The organism is Streptomyces sp. CA2R106 (assembly GCF_037034245.1).
Lineage (GTDB): Bacteria > Actinomycetota > Actinomycetes > Streptomycetales > Streptomycetaceae > Actinacidiphila.
Window position 1 is genome coordinate 24,810 of record NZ_JBAGKC010000022.1, and the last position, 14,994, is coordinate 39,803.

The 14,994-nt window shown below is 74.0% G+C and carries 12 protein-coding genes; 7 read left to right on the forward strand and 5 right to left on the reverse strand.

All coding sequences use genetic code 11. The annotated features are described in order from the left end of the window. The first annotated feature begins 971 nt into the window (after positions 1 to 971). Positions 972 to 1,301 (forward strand): hypothetical protein, encoded by a 330-nt coding sequence (locus WA788_RS25610; protein ID WP_335981082.1) that lies wholly within the window; start codon positions 972 to 974, stop codon positions 1,299 to 1,301. A 193-nt stretch (positions 1,302 to 1,494) separates the two neighbouring features. On the opposite strand, the gene WA788_RS25615 is transcribed toward WA788_RS25610, so the two are convergent. After that, positions 1,495 to 2,142, reverse strand: coding sequence for an HAD family hydrolase (locus tag WA788_RS25615; protein ID WP_335981084.1), 648 nt, complete (start codon positions 2,140 to 2,142; stop codon positions 1,495 to 1,497). A gap of 75 nt (positions 2,143 to 2,217) precedes the next feature. Further along, the gene (locus WA788_RS25620) at positions 2,218 to 2,532 is read right to left on the reverse strand and encodes a hypothetical protein (RefSeq protein WP_335981085.1); all 315 of its coding nucleotides are present in this window, start codon (positions 2,530 to 2,532) and stop codon (positions 2,218 to 2,220) included. Between the two features lie 123 nt (positions 2,533 to 2,655). Between WA788_RS25620 and WA788_RS25625 the strand changes: the two genes are divergently transcribed. The 3 genes from WA788_RS25625 to WA788_RS25635 all read left to right on the forward strand — a co-directional run bounded on the left by WA788_RS25625 (position 2,656) and on the right by WA788_RS25635 (position 5,097). Further along, positions 2,656 to 3,201, forward strand: a complete 546-nt coding sequence (locus tag WA788_RS25625) for a flavoprotein (RefSeq protein ID WP_335981086.1) — start codon at positions 2,656 to 2,658, stop codon at positions 3,199 to 3,201. A gap of 993 nt (positions 3,202 to 4,194) precedes the next feature. After that, positions 4,195 to 4,317, forward strand: coding sequence for a hypothetical protein (locus WA788_RS25630; protein ID WP_335981087.1), 123 nt, complete (start codon positions 4,195 to 4,197; stop codon positions 4,315 to 4,317). A gap of 21 nt (positions 4,318 to 4,338) precedes the next feature. Then, complete coding sequence (locus WA788_RS25635; RefSeq protein ID WP_335981088.1) at positions 4,339 to 5,097, forward strand: bestrophin-like domain; 759 nt, start codon at positions 4,339 to 4,341, stop codon at positions 5,095 to 5,097. Between the two features lie 126 nt (positions 5,098 to 5,223). Here WA788_RS25635 and WA788_RS25640 read toward each other — a convergent pair whose 3' ends face one another. Both WA788_RS25640 and WA788_RS25645 read right to left on the reverse strand, forming a co-directional pair. Further along, positions 5,224 to 6,642, reverse strand: coding sequence for a family 2B encapsulin nanocompartment shell protein (locus WA788_RS25640; protein WP_335981089.1), 1,419 nt, complete (start codon positions 6,640 to 6,642; stop codon positions 5,224 to 5,226). A gap of 262 nt (positions 6,643 to 6,904) precedes the next feature. After that, positions 6,905 to 7,855 carry a DedA family protein gene (locus WA788_RS25645; protein WP_335981090.1) on the reverse strand — a complete coding sequence of 317 codons (951 nt, stop codon included), beginning with the start codon at positions 7,853 to 7,855 and terminating at the stop codon, positions 6,905 to 6,907. Positions 7,856 to 8,306: 451 nt separating this feature from the next. Between WA788_RS25645 and WA788_RS25650 the strand changes: the two genes are divergently transcribed. The 3 genes from WA788_RS25650 to WA788_RS25660 all read left to right on the forward strand — a co-directional run bounded on the left by WA788_RS25650 (position 8,307) and on the right by WA788_RS25660 (position 13,820). Next, entirely contained in the window at positions 8,307 to 9,116 is an 810-nt protein-coding gene (locus WA788_RS25650; protein ID WP_335981190.1) for an ABC transporter permease, read from the forward strand. Positions 9,117 to 9,386: 270 nt separating this feature from the next. Next, positions 9,387 to 9,980: a TMEM165/GDT1 family protein gene (locus WA788_RS25655; protein ID WP_335981092.1), complete on the forward strand. Its 594-nt coding sequence runs from the start codon at positions 9,387 to 9,389 to the stop codon at positions 9,978 to 9,980. Between the two features lie 48 nt (positions 9,981 to 10,028). Continuing rightward, a complete protein-coding gene (locus tag WA788_RS25660) occupies positions 10,029 to 13,820 on the forward strand; it encodes a hypothetical protein (protein WP_335981093.1) in 3,792 nt (1,263 codons plus the stop codon). A gap of 16 nt (positions 13,821 to 13,836) precedes the next feature. On the opposite strand, the gene WA788_RS25665 is transcribed toward WA788_RS25660, so the two are convergent. Then, positions 13,837 to 14,799, reverse strand: a complete 963-nt coding sequence (locus WA788_RS25665; RefSeq protein ID WP_335981094.1) for an alpha/beta hydrolase family protein — start codon at positions 14,797 to 14,799, stop codon at positions 13,837 to 13,839. Positions 14,800 to 14,994: the final 195 nt, after the last annotated feature.

Genomic DNA, 14,994 nt, shown 5'->3' on the forward strand with positions numbered 1-14,994 from the left:
GGTTCCCTCTTACGTGCGGGGCTGCGCTGGGGAGAGTCCTCCGGCTTCGGGCATCGCGCGGCGGCCTCCCTGATGCGCTTGGCGGCGACGTCGACATCCCTTGGCGTCCCGGGGACGGGGATCGTGGAGCACCCGCACGGACAGTAGAGCCGACCTTTGTGACCTTCCTTGCGCGCGGACCAGCCCTCGGCGACGAGGGACTCCACGACCTGACGAAGCTCCTTCTTGAGCTCCGACGTTTTCAACGTTTTACCGACCATGCCGACCCCCTCCGTCTGCGAGGCGGTCACGGCCACGCGGGTGAATATTCGGCGAAGAGCGGTGGGTGCGCAGTGCTGGGTCAAGGGCGACCGCGTTATGGTGTGAGCGTGCCACCGAGCCCTCCGCTCGTGGTGCCGTGCCCTCGGCGGCGTGCGACCTGTGCGAGGGCATACCTCTGTCCTGGGTCGGCTCCACTCGAACGGGAAGCCGACCGCACCAGATTACTCGCTGTACGCGACAGCCTTGGGCAGTCAACGGCGCGTCGTCGTACGTGAGTTCCTATGTGCACTCTTACCGGCGGGGAATCGCCGCCATTGCCGATCATCGATCATCGGGAATGTGCCTTACGTTTCAAGTGGTGTTGAAAAGATCGCAGGTCAGGAAGCTCGCTGGAGTCCGCAGAGCGGCGTTCCACGCCCGAGCCCGCTGAGCGAAGCGGAGTTCGAACTTTTTCTTCCTTGTGTTTCTCGAAGGCTGGTGACTTCGTTGTCGGACGGAATCAACACGATCTGACGAACGATGTGTCGCACCCTCCGGCGGTTCTGGAACGGGCGGCGGTGTCTGCCCAGCCGTGCCATGGGCCCACTTGGCCGGGGCCCACGCGTGAACAACCGCCTCATTCGGCACTCGAGGCAGCACTTCGGCTGAAACGGTCAACAGGGGCGCTCCCCCTTCAGTACGCTCACGGCCTCTACAGCGAGGGGGAGTTCATGGACATGACGCAGGTCGAGGCGGCCGTCGAGGCCGGGGGCGGCTACGCGGCGGTAAGCGTCAAGACGCTCCGCAACGCAGTCGGCGCTTCGCGTGCCAAGGTCAATGTCGTCGCCGAAATCTCCGCCGGCCTCCAAGCAGCCGGATACGGGCACATCCCGTTGGCGATCCCAAAGCAGCAGGACCGGGTGGTGCTGGTCTACAAGCAGTGCGTCGGGGCAGGCGCGTCGACCCTTGCTTCGGTTGAGGCCGCACATATCGGCGGTGAGAAGGGGGACGGCGCGGCGTGGGTGCTCGCCACTCTCCTGCCGAAGCTCAGCGTCGGATAGGCGCACCGAACCGGGTCGCGTCCGCCGTGCCCGTAAGTGAAGGCGTCGGCATTGCGGTACGCAGACACCAACAGCCGTGCGACGGCCGCGCCGTGGGCGCACGGGGCGCGCGGGCCCGTCGGGGGGCACGTCGTCCGTCGTCGGTCGGTTGCCGGGGCGGGCCGAGCCCGAGGGATGCGGAACCGAGCCGGTTTCAGCGGCGGTTCGTGAGTTTGTTGACGAGGTCGGTGAGGGAGTCGACGCGGAGGTCGGCGGTGAGGGCGACGTCGGGGTCGTCGGCCCAGAGGTGTCCCCAGGGGCCGCGGCGGAGGTGGGCGGTGGACAGGCCGGCGGCTGCTGCGGGGAAGGTGTCGTTGTGGGGGTGGTCGCCGACGTAGAGGACGTCGTGGGGTTCGCATCCCGCGAGGCCGACGATCTGGGCGAAGAAGGCGGGGTCGGGTTTGGCGAGGCCCCATTCCCCGGAGGTGGCGACGAGGTCGGCGGGCAGGTCGAGGGCGCGGAGCAACTCGGCTGCGCGGGCGCTTTGGTTGCCGGCGACGATGACGCGGTAGCCGGCGGCGCGCAGGGCGCCGAGGGCGGGCCGCGCGTCGGGGTAGAGGTCGGTCTCGTCGAAGTGCTCGCCGCGGCCGGATGCCTCCATCGCCGCCTGCGCCGCGGCGACGTCCAGCCCGGGCCGGAGCAGCCGCAGCGCGTCGTTGCAGTCCTGGCCGCGCGAGACGACCGCGCCTACCAGGGCCGACACCGTGTGCCGGGGCACCCCGAGCCAGTCGGACCACATCCCCCACACACGCGTGTCGGACGTAAGCGTCTCGCCGATGTCGACGGCCACGGTGTGGATCATGCGCTCCAGCGTATCCACCGGGCCGCCCGCCGGCGGGACGACGCGACCGCCTCCCCGGGTTCGACCGGGTCGGCGTCAGGGCGCGGAACTCCAGGCGTTGAAGGCGATCGCCCACGCGGTGGCGGCCTGCGCCTTGCCGGGCTTGACGCTGACGGTGGTGGTGCTGCCGTCCGCCGCGGCGAGCACCATCGTCAGCCGGCCCGTCTTCTTGCGGGCCGCGAGGGCGAGGGGGCCGAGAGCGACGATCCGGGTGGCGGTGATCCGCTTGCCGGTGCCGTCGACGGTCTGGACGACCGTGCCCTTCGCGGGAGCCGACCAGGCACCCGCGCTGATCGTGGCGTTGTCCACCCGGATCGGGACCCCGCCCGGAACTGCCGGAGGTTTGCTCATGTGGGCAGTGTCACGCCGGCCCGGCCGGGGGAGCCCCGCGGGCGGCAGCCTTTGGGACGGAAGCGTTACGGGGGAGGCGGGGGCAGGTTGCGGTGGGACGGGTGGGGCTGTTGGGTGGTGGTCATGATCGCTCGAACGCTCTATTTGCTGGCCTCCGCCGCGCCCCCGGTCTTCGACGTGGCGCGGGTGGTGGAGTCCGCGCAGCGGGCCGGGTGGGACGTCTGCCTGGGGCTGACCCCGACTGCGGCACGGTGGTTGGCGGAGTCGCTGGAGGGGCTGGCGGTGCTGACCGGCCACCCGGTGCGCTGGGAGTACAAGTTGCCCGGGCAGCCTGACGTCTGGCCGCCGGCCGACATGGTCGTGGTGGCGCCGGCGACGTTCACGACGGTCAACGCGTGGGCGGCGGGTATTTCGGACAAGTTCGTGGTCGGGGTGGCCGCGGAGGCGATCGGCAAGGGCATCCCGCTGCTCACGATGCCCTGCCTGAACTCGGCGTATGCCCAGCACCCGGCGTTCGAACGGTCGATCGGGGAGCTGCGGCAGGCCGGCGTGCGGGTGCTCTACGGTCCGGGCGGCTACGAACCGGGCCCGCCGGAGGGCGACGAACCGGTCGCGTACCCCTGGGACCTGCTGCTGGAGGCGCTGGGGGAGGCCGGCGCGCAGCGGTAGCGGACGCCCTCAACCGCGCCTGGCGAAAAGGGCGTTGCACATCACACAGGCAGGTTTACGGGTGATGTGAACCTTTCGGGTGAACGGGTGGCCTTCGCACGGGCGGGTCCCGGCGGCGCCGCGAAGCATTGGGGGGTGAGAACTTCAAGGGGGAGGCTCGCCCGACTGTGGGCGGCGCTCGCCGTGGTGGTGGCAGCGGGTTCGTGGGGGCTGGGCGGCGTCGCCGCGGCGACCCCCGGACCCGGCTGCGCCGACGGCATACGCGCGGCCCGCACGTGTACGACCTCCCGTCCACCAGCCCGCCCGGGCACCGAACACGTCACCGACGGCCCCCCGGGCCCGGCCCGTTCGCCTGAACCCTCCCCGTCCCCGACCGTTACCCGCCCCCCGTCCCCGGCGCCTACGGCGGCCCCGGCTCGTACGGGGGCCCCGGCTCGTACGGCCACGCCGACCCGTATCGCCGCGCCGGCTCGTACGGCGGCCCCGCCTCGTACGGCCGCACCGAAGCCGCACCCGACGCGGCACCCGGCGCCGACGCCCTCGCCCACGCGAGCCCCCGACCCGCACACCGGGCCGCTCAAGTGCGTCCCCTGGCCCTGGCCTTGGCCTTGGCCGTGGAGCCGGCACGACGGCTGGTCCGGCTCATGGCCTTTCCCCCCGGGCTGGCCGTGGCCATGGTGCCACCCGCAGCCGCCGCCCTCGGCGCCCCCCACACCGCCGCCCACCCAGTCACCCACGCCGACCCCGACGCCGACCCCGACGAAGACGGCCACCCCGACCCCGACTCCAACACCCACGCACACCAAGGCCGTTGCCCCGGCACAACCGCCACCTGCCCCCACCCCGTCCCGCACCCCCGCCCCGCCACCCACCCGCACCCCGCCAGTGACACCGGCGGCCACCCCGACCCCGAAACCCACTCCCACCCCCGGCCCGACCCGTGCCGCCGCCCCGCCGCAACCGGCCGCGTGGCCCACGCCTGCGCCGAAAGCCGTGCACACACCGGCCCGGCACACCCGCACCGTGATGGAGACGATGCTGCTCACCACCGTTCCCGCCCTGCTCGCCGTGGCCGTCCTGCGCCCCGGCTCCCGCACCTACCGCCGTAACCACTAGCCGAAGAGGGGGAGTTCATCCATGTCACAGTGGTTGGCGCTGGTCATCGCGATGGTCGCGGTGTGCGCTGTGGTGATCAGTGTCGTGGTGCTCCGGCAGCGCCGGATCACCGCGGACGACGACCCGTCCGAGACCCCGGACGTCATCGAGTACATGGTCATGATGATCGGCGTGGTCTACGCGATCGTGCTCGGTCTGGCCATCGCGGGCGTGTGGGAGAGCCGCGGCAGTGCTCAGGCGGAGGCGCTCGCCGAGGCGCAGGCCCTGCACGAGATCAAGGCGCGGGTGCAGGTCTACCCGGTCGGCGTACGCGACCAGGTGCGCGCGGACGTCGACACGTACGCGGCTTTCGTGGCCGACAAGGAGTGGCCCTACATGCGCCACCACGAGGAACTGTCGCCCAAGGCCACGCAGTTGCTCGACAAGGTGCGCAGCGACGTCACGAGCTACGACCCCAAGGACGACCTCGGGCAGCAGGCGTACCAGCCGCTGCTCGACCAGGTCACCGCGGCGGACCAGGCGCGGACGGCCCGTGGACAGGACCTCGGGTCCTCGGTGCCGGGCATGGTGTGGTTCGGCCTGATCACCGGGGCTCTGGTGACCGTCGGGCTGATCTTCACCCTCCAGATCCGGCGCTCCGGGCGGGAGTTGCTGCTCGCCGGGCTCTTCAGCGCGCTGATCGCCTTCCTGCTCTTCCTGATCTGGGACCTGGAGGCGCCGTTCGGGGACGGCATGGCGGTCAGCGCGAACGTCTTCCGGGAGATCGTGCTCCGCACGTGACGACGTGACATTGCGCGCCCGGACGCCACGCCTGACGCGCAACGCGCAACGCACGACGAGGGCGGTTCCCCCACCCGGCCCGGTGGGGGAACCGCTTTCGTCACGCCGCGGGCTCGGCCGCGCGGATCAGCGCCAGTTGGAGACGTTGACGTTCTCCAGCACGCCGAGCGCGTCCGGCACCAGCACCGCCGCCGAGAAGTACGTGCTCACCAGGTAGCTGATGATCGCCTTGTCGTCGATGCCCATGAAGCGGACGTTGAGGCCCGGTTCGAGCTCGTCGGGCAGCCCGGTCTGGTTGAGGCCGATGACGCCCTGGTTGTCCTCGCCGGTACGGATGGCGATGATCGAGCTGGTGCGGGCCTCGGTGACCGGGATCTTGTTGCAGCTGAGGAGGGGCACGCCACGCCAGGCCGGGACGGTGGAGCCGTTGACCTCCACGGGGTCGGGGTAGATGCCCGCACGGGTGCACTCGCGGCCGAACGCGGCGATGGTGCGCGGGTGGGCCAGCAGGTAGCGGGTGTTGCGGCGCCGGCTGATCAGCTCGTCGAGGTCGTCCGGCAGCGGCGGGCCGGCGTGCGGCTGGATGCGCTGGTCGTACTCCGCGTTGTTGAGCAGGCCGAACTCGGGGTTGTTGATCAGCTCGTGCTCCTGGCGCTCGCGCAGCGCCTCGACGGTCAGCCGGAGTTGCTGCTCCGTCTGGTTCATCGGTTCGTTGTAGAGGTCGGCGACCCTGCTGTGCACCCGCAGCACGGTCTGGGCGACGCTCAGTTCGTACTCGCGCGGCTTGACGTCGTAGTCCGCGTAGGTGGTCGGCAGCGCGGCTTCGCCCTTGTGGCCGGAGGCCAGCTCGATCGCGGCCTCGCCGCGCTTGTTGGTCCGCTGCTGCGGGAGCGCCCGGAAGGCGTCGAGGTGCTCGCGCAGCGGCGGCGCGGTCTCCAGCAGGGCGGTGAGCGCCTGCCGGGGCAGTTCCAGGACGGTGGTCGCGGTGGCGGCCTTGGTCGTGTGCTCCCAGGTGCCCTCGCCCAGCAGCGCCTGCTCGCCGAAGTAGGAGCCGTCGGCGAGCGAGCCGAGCTGGGTCTCCTCTCCGTACGACCCCTCGCCGATCTTCTCGACCTTGCCGTGCGCGATCAGGTAGAGGGTGTCGGCCGGGCGGCCGGCCTCGGCCAGCACCTCGCCCGGCTGGTACTCGCGCTGGACGAAACGATCCGCCAGCGCGCCGAGCGCCGCCACGTCGTCGAACGAGCGCAGGGCGGCGATCTCGCCCAGCTCCTGCGGGATGACCCGGACCTCGGACCCGGTCTTCACAAAGGTCACCCGGCCGTCGCCCACCGCGTAACTCAACCGGCGGTTGACCCGGTACGTGCCCGCGTTGACCTGCACCCACGGCAGCACCTTCAGCAGCCAGCGGGACGAGATGCCCTGCATCTGCGGGGTGGACTTCGTGGTGGTCGCCAGATTCCGCGCGGCGGCAGTGTCGAGACTGGTCCGCGCCCCGGCGTCCTGCGGATTGCCTTGTGCGGTGTCCTGACCCGCATCAACCGACATGGACTGTCCTTCCGTAAGGAGGTGGTACAGCCCAATTGTTTCCGCAACGCAGAGTGCTGACTATTGCCGGATCGAGTGAGAATACTTTCCGGAATACGGGACAGGGCGGCGGGGTGCGGGGGTGATCCGTCCCCTTCCGTGCGGCTTTCGTGGGGAACGGTCCCGGCGGGTGGGAACGAATGTGCGCAGGAACGTCGGCATCGGGCGGCCGGGTGCGGGGAAGGGCCGGGGGAGAGCGGGCGGGCGAGGGTGGACCGGGCGCTCAGAGCGCTTCGACGACCGGTCCGCGCTCGGCCGGCGCGGCGGCCTGCGGCGGCACGCCGAGGGGGCCGAGCGGGCCGGCGACCGGGTTGGCCGCCATCGGCGCGGCGAAGGAGGGCGCGAAGGTCGGCCGCGGCGGCACGAACGGCGGGACCAGGGGCGGTATGAGCGGCGCGGCCGGCGCCGGGCGCGAGGGAGTGCCGCCCGAGGGAGCGGCGCCCGACGGGGCTGCGGCGGGCTCGGCGGTCGTCGCGGCGAGCGGGGCCGCGGCAGCCGGCTCGGCGTCGAGGGCGCCGGTGTCCAGAGCGTCGAGGGCGTCGGTGTCGAGCGGTGCGGCGGCGTACTCCGCCGCCTCCAGCGCTATCCGGCGCTCGCGGCGGAAGACCATCGCGGCGAACGCGCCGGCGCCCAGCAGGGCGACGAAGGACATGAGGGTGCCGAACCAGCTCGCCCCCAGCCACCGGCCGCCGATCCAGCCCAGGCCGACGCTGTAGGTGGCCCAGCAGACGCCGGCCAGCGCCGACCACGGCAGGAACTCGCGCGGGCGGCGGCGCGCGGTACCGGCGCCGAGGCTGACCACGCTGCGGCCGGCGGGCGCGAAGCGGGCCAGCACCACCAGGACGCCGCCGCCGCTGTTGAGCACCTGTCCGAGCCGTTCGTGGGCGGCGGCGAGCCGCCGCGAGTTCGCGATGCGCCGGTCGAACCACGCCCCGCCGCGCCAGGCGAGCCGGTAGGCGAGCAGGTCGCCCGCGCAGGACGCGGTGGCCGCGCAGGCGAGCAGCACCAGGATGTCCAGGACGCCGTCCCGGGCGCCGGTCGAACCGGTGGTCGCCGCACTGATCACCAGCACGCCGGAGGGCAGCACCGGCACGAACACGTCGAGCAGCACGGACAGCCCGACGAGCAGGTAGATCCAGGGCCACTCGAAGAGGGAGCCCACGTGGTGCAGCACTACGCCTCCTCGCCCTTCGCCGTCCTGCTCGTGTCCTGCGGTGGTCTCATGCCGTGGTCCTGCGAGCCCGTCTGCGAAGTCGTCCGGAGGCGTGCCCCGGTGTCGCGTCAACGAGCGGCGGATCTTCATCCGCCGTCAGCCGTACAGCGTACGCCAGTGGTGGACCGCGGTTCCCTCAAGGGCACGTGACGTAATAGACAATCACGGCGTTATCACGGCCGGAATACTCTCACGGAAACGGTTCGGCACAGATTTCGTGGAGTCGGCCGCAAAAGCGCACGCCAAGTGTGAGGTGGTCAGTCCCGTGGCAGCGGCCGGCGCTGTTCTTATGACCGGATACGGACGTCCTGCGGACACCGTACTCCCTTCACTCCCTTCGTTCCGTTCCTTCGCTTTGCCCTCTTCGCTCACCCCGCCCGCCTCTTTCCTGGCCTCTTCGTCGACATCGTCGCTGCTGCCGGTGAACCGGACGCTCGGGATCGTGCTCGCCGCGCTGCTGGTGGCCGCCGCGGGCATCGCCGCCTACGCCCGGCTCGCGGACACGCACGAGAAGTACGCGCACGGCATCCTGCTGGCCGGTGTCCGGGCGGCGGTGCAGCTGGCGGCGGTCTCCGCGCTGATCGGGTGGGTGGTCAAGCACCAGGCGGCGCTGCTGGCGTTCGTGCTGCTGATGTACGCGGTCGCCTCGCGTACGGCGGGGCGGCGCGTCACCACCGACCGCACCTGGCGCTGGGCGGCGGTGCCGGTGGGGGCCGGGGCGCTGCCGGTGGTGGCGCTGCTGGTGCTGACCGGGCTGGTGCCGATCGACGGGGTCGCGCTGATCCCGGTGGCGGGCATCCTCATCGGCGGCGGTCTGACGGCCACCGTGCTGGGCGGGCGGCGCGCGCTGGAGGAGCTGGCCGGGCGCGCCGGGGAGGTGGAGGCGGCGATGGCGATCGGCCTCAGCGACCGGGACGCGCGCATGGAGATCGCCCGCCCGGCGGCTTCGGGCGCGCTGATCCCGGGGCTCGACCAGACCCGCACGGTGGGGCTGGTCACGCTGCCGGGCGCGTTCGTCGGCATGCTGCTGGGCGGGGCGAGCCCGGTGTCGGCGGGCGCGGTGCAGCTCTTCGTGCTGATCGCGCTGATGGCGGTGCAGGCGGTGTCGGTGGCGGTGGTGCTGGAACTGGTGGCGCGCGGCCTGATCACCCGCCCCCGGCACGCGGTGCCGCCGCGGCGCCGCAGCCCGTGGGCGGCCGCCGCCCGGCGGCGCAAGGGGTAGCGGGCGGTCCTCGGGGGCCGGGGCGCGGTGCCGTACGATGGGGGCAGCAGAAGGGGAGTAGCTCTTCGCCGGACCGTCGACATACTGCCGGGCCGTTCCGCACCGCGAGGTGGGGGCGTGCCGGGCCGGCGCCCGGAGACGGCGCACCGCGGGTGCCCGCCAGCGAGACCTTCGGCCGCAGTGTCCTGACGCTGCCGTGCCGAAGCGACCCCTGGAAAGCCCTGTGGTCCCATCGGTACGGCCGCCCCGACCGATCGAGGAACAGCTTCCGTGCTCAGCATCAGCGTCATCGCCGTCGTCTTCGGCGTGATCTTCCTGGCCGAACTCCCCGACAAGACCGCGCTCGCCGGTCTCATGCTCGGCACCCGCTACCGGCCGTCCTATGTCTTCGTCGGCGTCGCGGCCGCCTTCGTCGTCCATGTCGCGCTCGCGATCGCCGCGGGCAGCCTGCTGACGCTGCTGCCGCACCGCTGGGTGCAGGGGGTGGTCGGCGTCCTCTTCCTCGGCGGCGCCGCCATGCTGCTCTTCTCCAAGGACGACGACGAGGAGGAGGTCAAGGCGCCGTCCGACCAGAGCTTCTGGAAGGTCTCCGGCGCCGGCTTCATGCTCATCCTCGTCGCCGAGTTCGGCGACCTCACGCAGATCATGACCGCGAACCTCGCGGCCCGCTACGACTCGCCCTTCTCCGTCGCCATCGGCGCGGTCCTCGGCCTGTGGGCGGTCGGCGCGCTCGGCATCTTCGGCGGCCGCCTGCTGATGAAGCGGGTGCCGCTGTCCCTGATCACCAAGGTGGCCGCCGCGGTCATGGTCGTCCTGGCCGCGCTCAGCCTGTACGAGGCGGCGACGGGTACGGCGCTGCTCTGACCGTCCGCGCACCGGCCGCTGTCGTACCCCGTTCGTAGAGTGGCCGGTGTGAGGGGAACAGGCATCGGTACGGGGGCGGACGCCGTGCGCGGCATCATCGCGGCGGCGGTCGGCACAGCGAGCGGTACGGGGGAGGGCGCCGGCGGGGGAGGGGCAGGCGGGCTCGCGCGGGTGCGGCCGGCCCGGGCCGCCGCCGCGCGGATCGCCGCGCTCGGCGGGGTGGACGAGCATACGGCCGAGGAGCTGCGGGCGGCGGTCGAGGCGCACCTCGCGGGTGACACCGGGCGGTGGCTGCGGATGTACGACGCGCTGCCGTCCTACCGCGGCAGTCTGCCCGAACTCCTCGCCGAGCCGGAGCCTTTGGTGCCTCCGGCGCCGGACAGCGGGCTGCGGGCACCCGCGCCGCGCAGCGTGGACGAGACGTTCGCACTCGCCGTCGCGCACGCCCGGCCCGCGCACGCGGCCGCCGTGCTGGCGGCGCTGCCGGACCGGGCGCTCGAACGGCTGCTGTCCGGTGGCACGCTGCCCGCCCCCGCGCTCGTCCGCGCCGTCACGGAGCACGGCGACACCCGCAGCCGTACGGCGCTGGCCCGGCACTCCCGGCTCGACCCGCGGGTGCTGGCGCGGCTGCTCGGCACCGGGGACGCGGCCGTCGGCGCGGCGGTCTACCGCAACCCGCGGACCACGCACTCGCTGCGCCGTACGCTCGCCCGCCGGCTGGACGCGGTGCCGATGGACCCGGCGCTGCGGGCCGAACTGGCCGATCCCGCCGCCGATGTGCCGCGCACCTGGCTCGCGCCGCTGCTGTGCTCGGGCGAACCGGAGCTGGTGGCAAGGGCGTTGGGCGCGGGCGCGCGGGGCGCGGCCCAGCAGTACGCACTCGCCCGGGTGTGGGAGCGGCACGGCCCGGCGGCGCTGCGGACGCTGCTCGCCGATCCGGCGCTCGCGCGGAGCGTGGCCCGCCCGGTGCGGGCGGCGGTGTCGGCGGCGCTGGCAGCGGCGGAACAGGACGCGGGCGGGGGCGCGGGCGAGGGCGCGGGCGAGGGCACGGAGGGTGCCGCGGTCCGGGCCCTGCGCGGGCTGTACGAGCGGGGCGAGCCGTACGGCGACCCGGCGCGGCTGCCGGCCCTGCTCGCCGCCGCCCGCGGCACCAGCACGCTGCGCGACCTGCTCGCGGAGCCCTACGCCCACGACCTGGACGCGCTGCACCAGGCCCATCTGGCGCACCCGTTCATGCCCAAGGCGTGCGAGGAGCTGGCCCGCCATGAGGCGGCGAGCGACGAGCAGCGGCGGTCGTTCCGGCTGAGCGTCCTCAACGAGTCCTGGCGCGCGGGCGGTCGGCGCGGCGGGAACCTCACGGCGCCCGAAGCCCGCCTCGCGGCTGAGGAGTTGGACGGCGGCGCGGTCTCCTGGGCGGAGGGCGTGGTCGCGGCGGGGCTGCTCGACCCGGTCGCGCTGGTGCGGACCGCCCGGCCGGCCGAGCGGGCGCTCGCGGCGCTGGGCGCGCTGCGGGAGCGCGGGCTGCTGTCCGCGGACGCGGCCGGGGAGGTGCGCGACGCGGCGGCGAAGCACCTCGGCGAATCGGCGGCCGGGTGGGCGGAGTTCGACCGGCTGCTGCCCGAGTTCAGCGGGACACTGCGGGAGTTGGTCGAGGCGGCCGGAGCGGCTGCCGCGGCCGGGGCTCCGGACGGGCCCGGTCCCTCGGAAGCCCCGGCCGAGTCCGGCGGTGCGGCACAGGCCGAAACCCGCGGTGCGGAGCAGGAGCGGTACGAACCGCCGCTCGTGCCGCGCCGCCCCACCGAGCGGGCCGCGCTCTGCGCACTCGACCTGCTGCGGTCCCTCGCCCCGGCCGAGGCCCCGGCGCCCGACCCGGCCGACCCCGGCGTGCTGCGCTTCCTGGCCGCCACCGAAGCGGAGCGGACCCCGGGCCTCGCCACCCCGCTGTGGCTGCTGCGCGCCTGCGCCGCGCAGGGCGTCGAGCCGCCGGCGCACGGCTCCTGGTACGCCGCACCCACCGCCGCCGAAGTGCGCGCGAAGCCGCCGGAGACCTGGGGCTCCGGCGCCGCCCGCACCGAACTCGCCTACACCCAGGGCATCCTGACCGCCGACGACCTGCTCGGCTGGCTGCCCGCGCACCGCCTGCTCCTCCTCCCGTACGACTGGCGGCGGCTCGCCTTCCCGGCCGCCTGGCGCGCCGCACTCGCCCGCCGGCTCCACGCCGAGCTCGGCACCGACCCCGACGCCTGGCTCCACCTCGCGGCGGTGGCGCGGCATGCGGCACCGGAGGACACCTGGCTCGACCTGCTGGCGCGGGCGACCGCCTCCCTGCCGTCCTCGCGGGCAGCGGGGGAGCCGGCGGACGGGAGACCGGGACGCAACACGCCCGGGACCACCGCCTCCGAGGGCGCCGTCATCACGCCACCGCACGCCGGTGCGACGGGAGTCGGCTCCCGGCGCGCCGCGGCCGTACATGCCCCGGCGGCCGGGTGCATGGCGGCGGAGCCTGCCGACCGGCCCTCCTGGGACCGGCACTCGGTGCGCCCGCGCACCCCGGACGACGCGCTCGGCCTGCTGGCGCACGGCGACCACCTGTGGGTCTGGCCGATCGGCACCCTGCTGTGCCTCGCCGGCGCCGACACCGTCGACGCGGTGCTGCCCCGGCTCGGCCCCGACGGCCCCTGGTCGCTCGCCGCCTACCTGCTGCGGTACGACCGCACCCCGCGCCCGGCGTACGATCGGCTGCTCGCGGGCCGCGACCCGCGCGCGCTGCGGGTCCTGGGCACCCAGCAGCGCTGGCTGTCGGACGGCCTTGCCGCGCGGCTGGCCGAGGTCGACGACCCCGGCACCGATCTCGTGCTGCTGCGGCACACCCGGGACCCGCTCGTCGTCGACCGCATCGTGGCGAGGTCGGCCCGCCGCTCGGCGGCACCGGGCGGGGACGGCAAAGGGGCCCAGAGCGCCGACCCGGTGGCCGCCGGGGTGCTCGCCTCGCTGCGGGCCGACCCGAAGGCGGGTCCGCCCGGGGGCATGGTGTGGCTGGGCGCGCCCGTGCCCGACCTGGTCGAGGAACTCCTGACCCGCTACGGCACCGAACTCGACTTCGTCCGGCAGGTGCGGGGCTGCCTGAGCCTCCTGGAACACGGCGGCGCGGCTCGCCTCACCTCCCTCGCCGAGCGCGGCGCACTCGGCCGGGCCGCGACCAGGCTGTGCGTCAAGGCGCTTGCCGCGCCCGACCCGGCCGCGGTCCTCAGGGCCCGGGTCGCACGCGAACTCGCCCCGGCCAGGCTGGTGCGGAAGCTGCGCGGGGCTTCCCACCGCTGGGTCGCGACGAGCCTGGTGGCACGCCACCCGGGCCCCGTCGACTGGCAGGCGCTGGAAGCCGCGCACCAGGAGGAGCCGCTGCCGCACTGGGAGGACCTCATAGGCATGGCCCCCCTCGAACTGCGCCTGCGGCACCCGCACGTGCTGCCCGAACCCGGGCCCGACGGGCTGCCCGACGGCGCCGCGGCCACCCTGGCCCGGGCCCGCCACGGCCTGGCCGGCCACTACCACTGCGCGGCCGCCACCCAGATCGACGGCCTGCTCGCGTCCGGGCTGCTCACTGCCGCCGACCTGCTGCACGAAGCCGCGCCCGCCGCCCTCCTGCTGGACTACCTCGGCAGCGCCGCCCGCCGCCCCGATGCCCCGCCCCAGGCGGCCGCCGCGCTCGCGGAACTCGCGGACCTGGTCCGCTCCCGCCTCGGCTCCGCTCCGGCGGCCTGGGCGCGGGTCGACGAACGTCTGACCGGCCGCGACCCGCGCTGGGCGCCGCAGTCCACGGTCGCCGACCTGCTCGCGTGACCGGGTGCCATCCCGTTCACGCGTCCTTGCTCTCCAACTTCCCCAGCGGGCTGGGGGCTTCGGCCAGCGCGGCGGCCGCGTCCTGCCAGGCGGCGTCCGCCGGGTCGAGGGCGCTGCGCAGGTAGGCGGTGCTGAGCTGCTGGAGGAGCGCGACGCGCGCCGGGTTCTCGTCGGTGGTGGCGGTCGAGGAGTAGCCGTTGATGCCGCCGAGTGAGTGCTCGGCGCCGTACAGCGTGAGCAGGCTCTTGGCGCCGGGGCTGTAGAGGTAGGGGTCCACGAACCAGTCGGGGCCGCGGGTGGACAGCGCGGACTGGTCGTGGTCGCCGGCGACGATCAGCGCCGGGGCGGTCATGGCGTCGAAGGACGGCCGCATGAACGAGAAGTGCTCGGCGGCGAACGGCGTCAGCTCGTCGCCCAGCCCGGTCAGGGCGAACAGGACCCCGGCCTTGACGCGGGGGTCGGTCAGGTCCTCGCCGGGCACGCCGTCGGGGTCAAGGACGCGGGCGCCGAGCAGGGTGCTGACGCTCTGGGCGCCCCAGGAGTGCCCGGCCACCGCGACGCGGTCGCGGTCGACCCGCCCGCCCAGGCCCGGCACGGCGGCCAGCAGCGTGTCGAGCCCGTCCAGCACGCGGGTCAGGTCCTCGATGCGGAACCGCCAGATGTGCGGGGTGCGGGGGTCCTCGGGCGCGACGGCGAGCGTCCTGGAGTCGAGGTGGGTGGGCTGGAGGACCACGAAGCCGTGGGCGGCCCAGTGGTCCGCGAGCGGGGCGTAGTCGTCCATCGACTGGCCGAAGCCGTGCGAGAAGAGGACGACGGGCAGGTCGCTGCCTTCGGTGGGGGCGGAGACCCGGACCTGGAGGTCCGCGCCGCGCGCGGCGCCGCCGGGCAGCAGGACCGGCCGTACGGAGATGACGCCCGCGGGGGCGGCGGGAGCGGGCGCGGCCGGGTCGTTCAGGGTCGCGGTGGTGGAGTCGGACATGGGAGTGCCTTGCTTTCCTCGTCGTTCACGGGGCCCGACCCGGTTTGCGGCGATGCCGCCCGGGCCGGGTGGCGGGCGAGGACCGCGTCCTGGACGGCGCGCCGCGGCAGGAGGACGGCTGGGCCGGCCTCCGGTCCGCGCACCACCGGACGAAACGGAACCTCGCTCCGCCAACGATACGGAACGAGGTTCCGA

What these genes read in the sequence shown, in the direction of transcription:
- WA788_RS25640 (WP_335981089.1), bottom strand. Translation starts at nt 6,642, where the DNA reads ATGTCGGTTGATGCGGGTCAGGACACCGCACAAGGCAATCCGCAGGAC.
- WA788_RS25610 (WP_335981082.1), top strand. Translation starts at nt 972, where the DNA reads ATGGACATGACGCAGGTCGAGGCGGCCGTCGAGGCCGGGGGCGGCTAC.
- WA788_RS25620 (WP_335981085.1), bottom strand. Translation starts at nt 2,532, where the DNA reads ATGAGCAAACCTCCGGCAGTTCCGGGCGGGGTCCCGATCCGGGTGGAC.
- WA788_RS25665 (WP_335981094.1), bottom strand. Translation starts at nt 14,799, where the DNA reads ATGTCCGACTCCACCACCGCGACCCTGAACGACCCGGCCGCGCCCGCT.
- WA788_RS25625 (WP_335981086.1), top strand. Translation starts at nt 2,656, where the DNA reads ATGATCGCTCGAACGCTCTATTTGCTGGCCTCCGCCGCGCCCCCGGTC.
- WA788_RS25635 (WP_335981088.1), top strand. Translation starts at nt 4,339, where the DNA reads ATGTCACAGTGGTTGGCGCTGGTCATCGCGATGGTCGCGGTGTGCGCT.
- WA788_RS25615 (WP_335981084.1), bottom strand. Translation starts at nt 2,142, where the DNA reads ATGATCCACACCGTGGCCGTCGACATCGGCGAGACGCTTACGTCCGAC.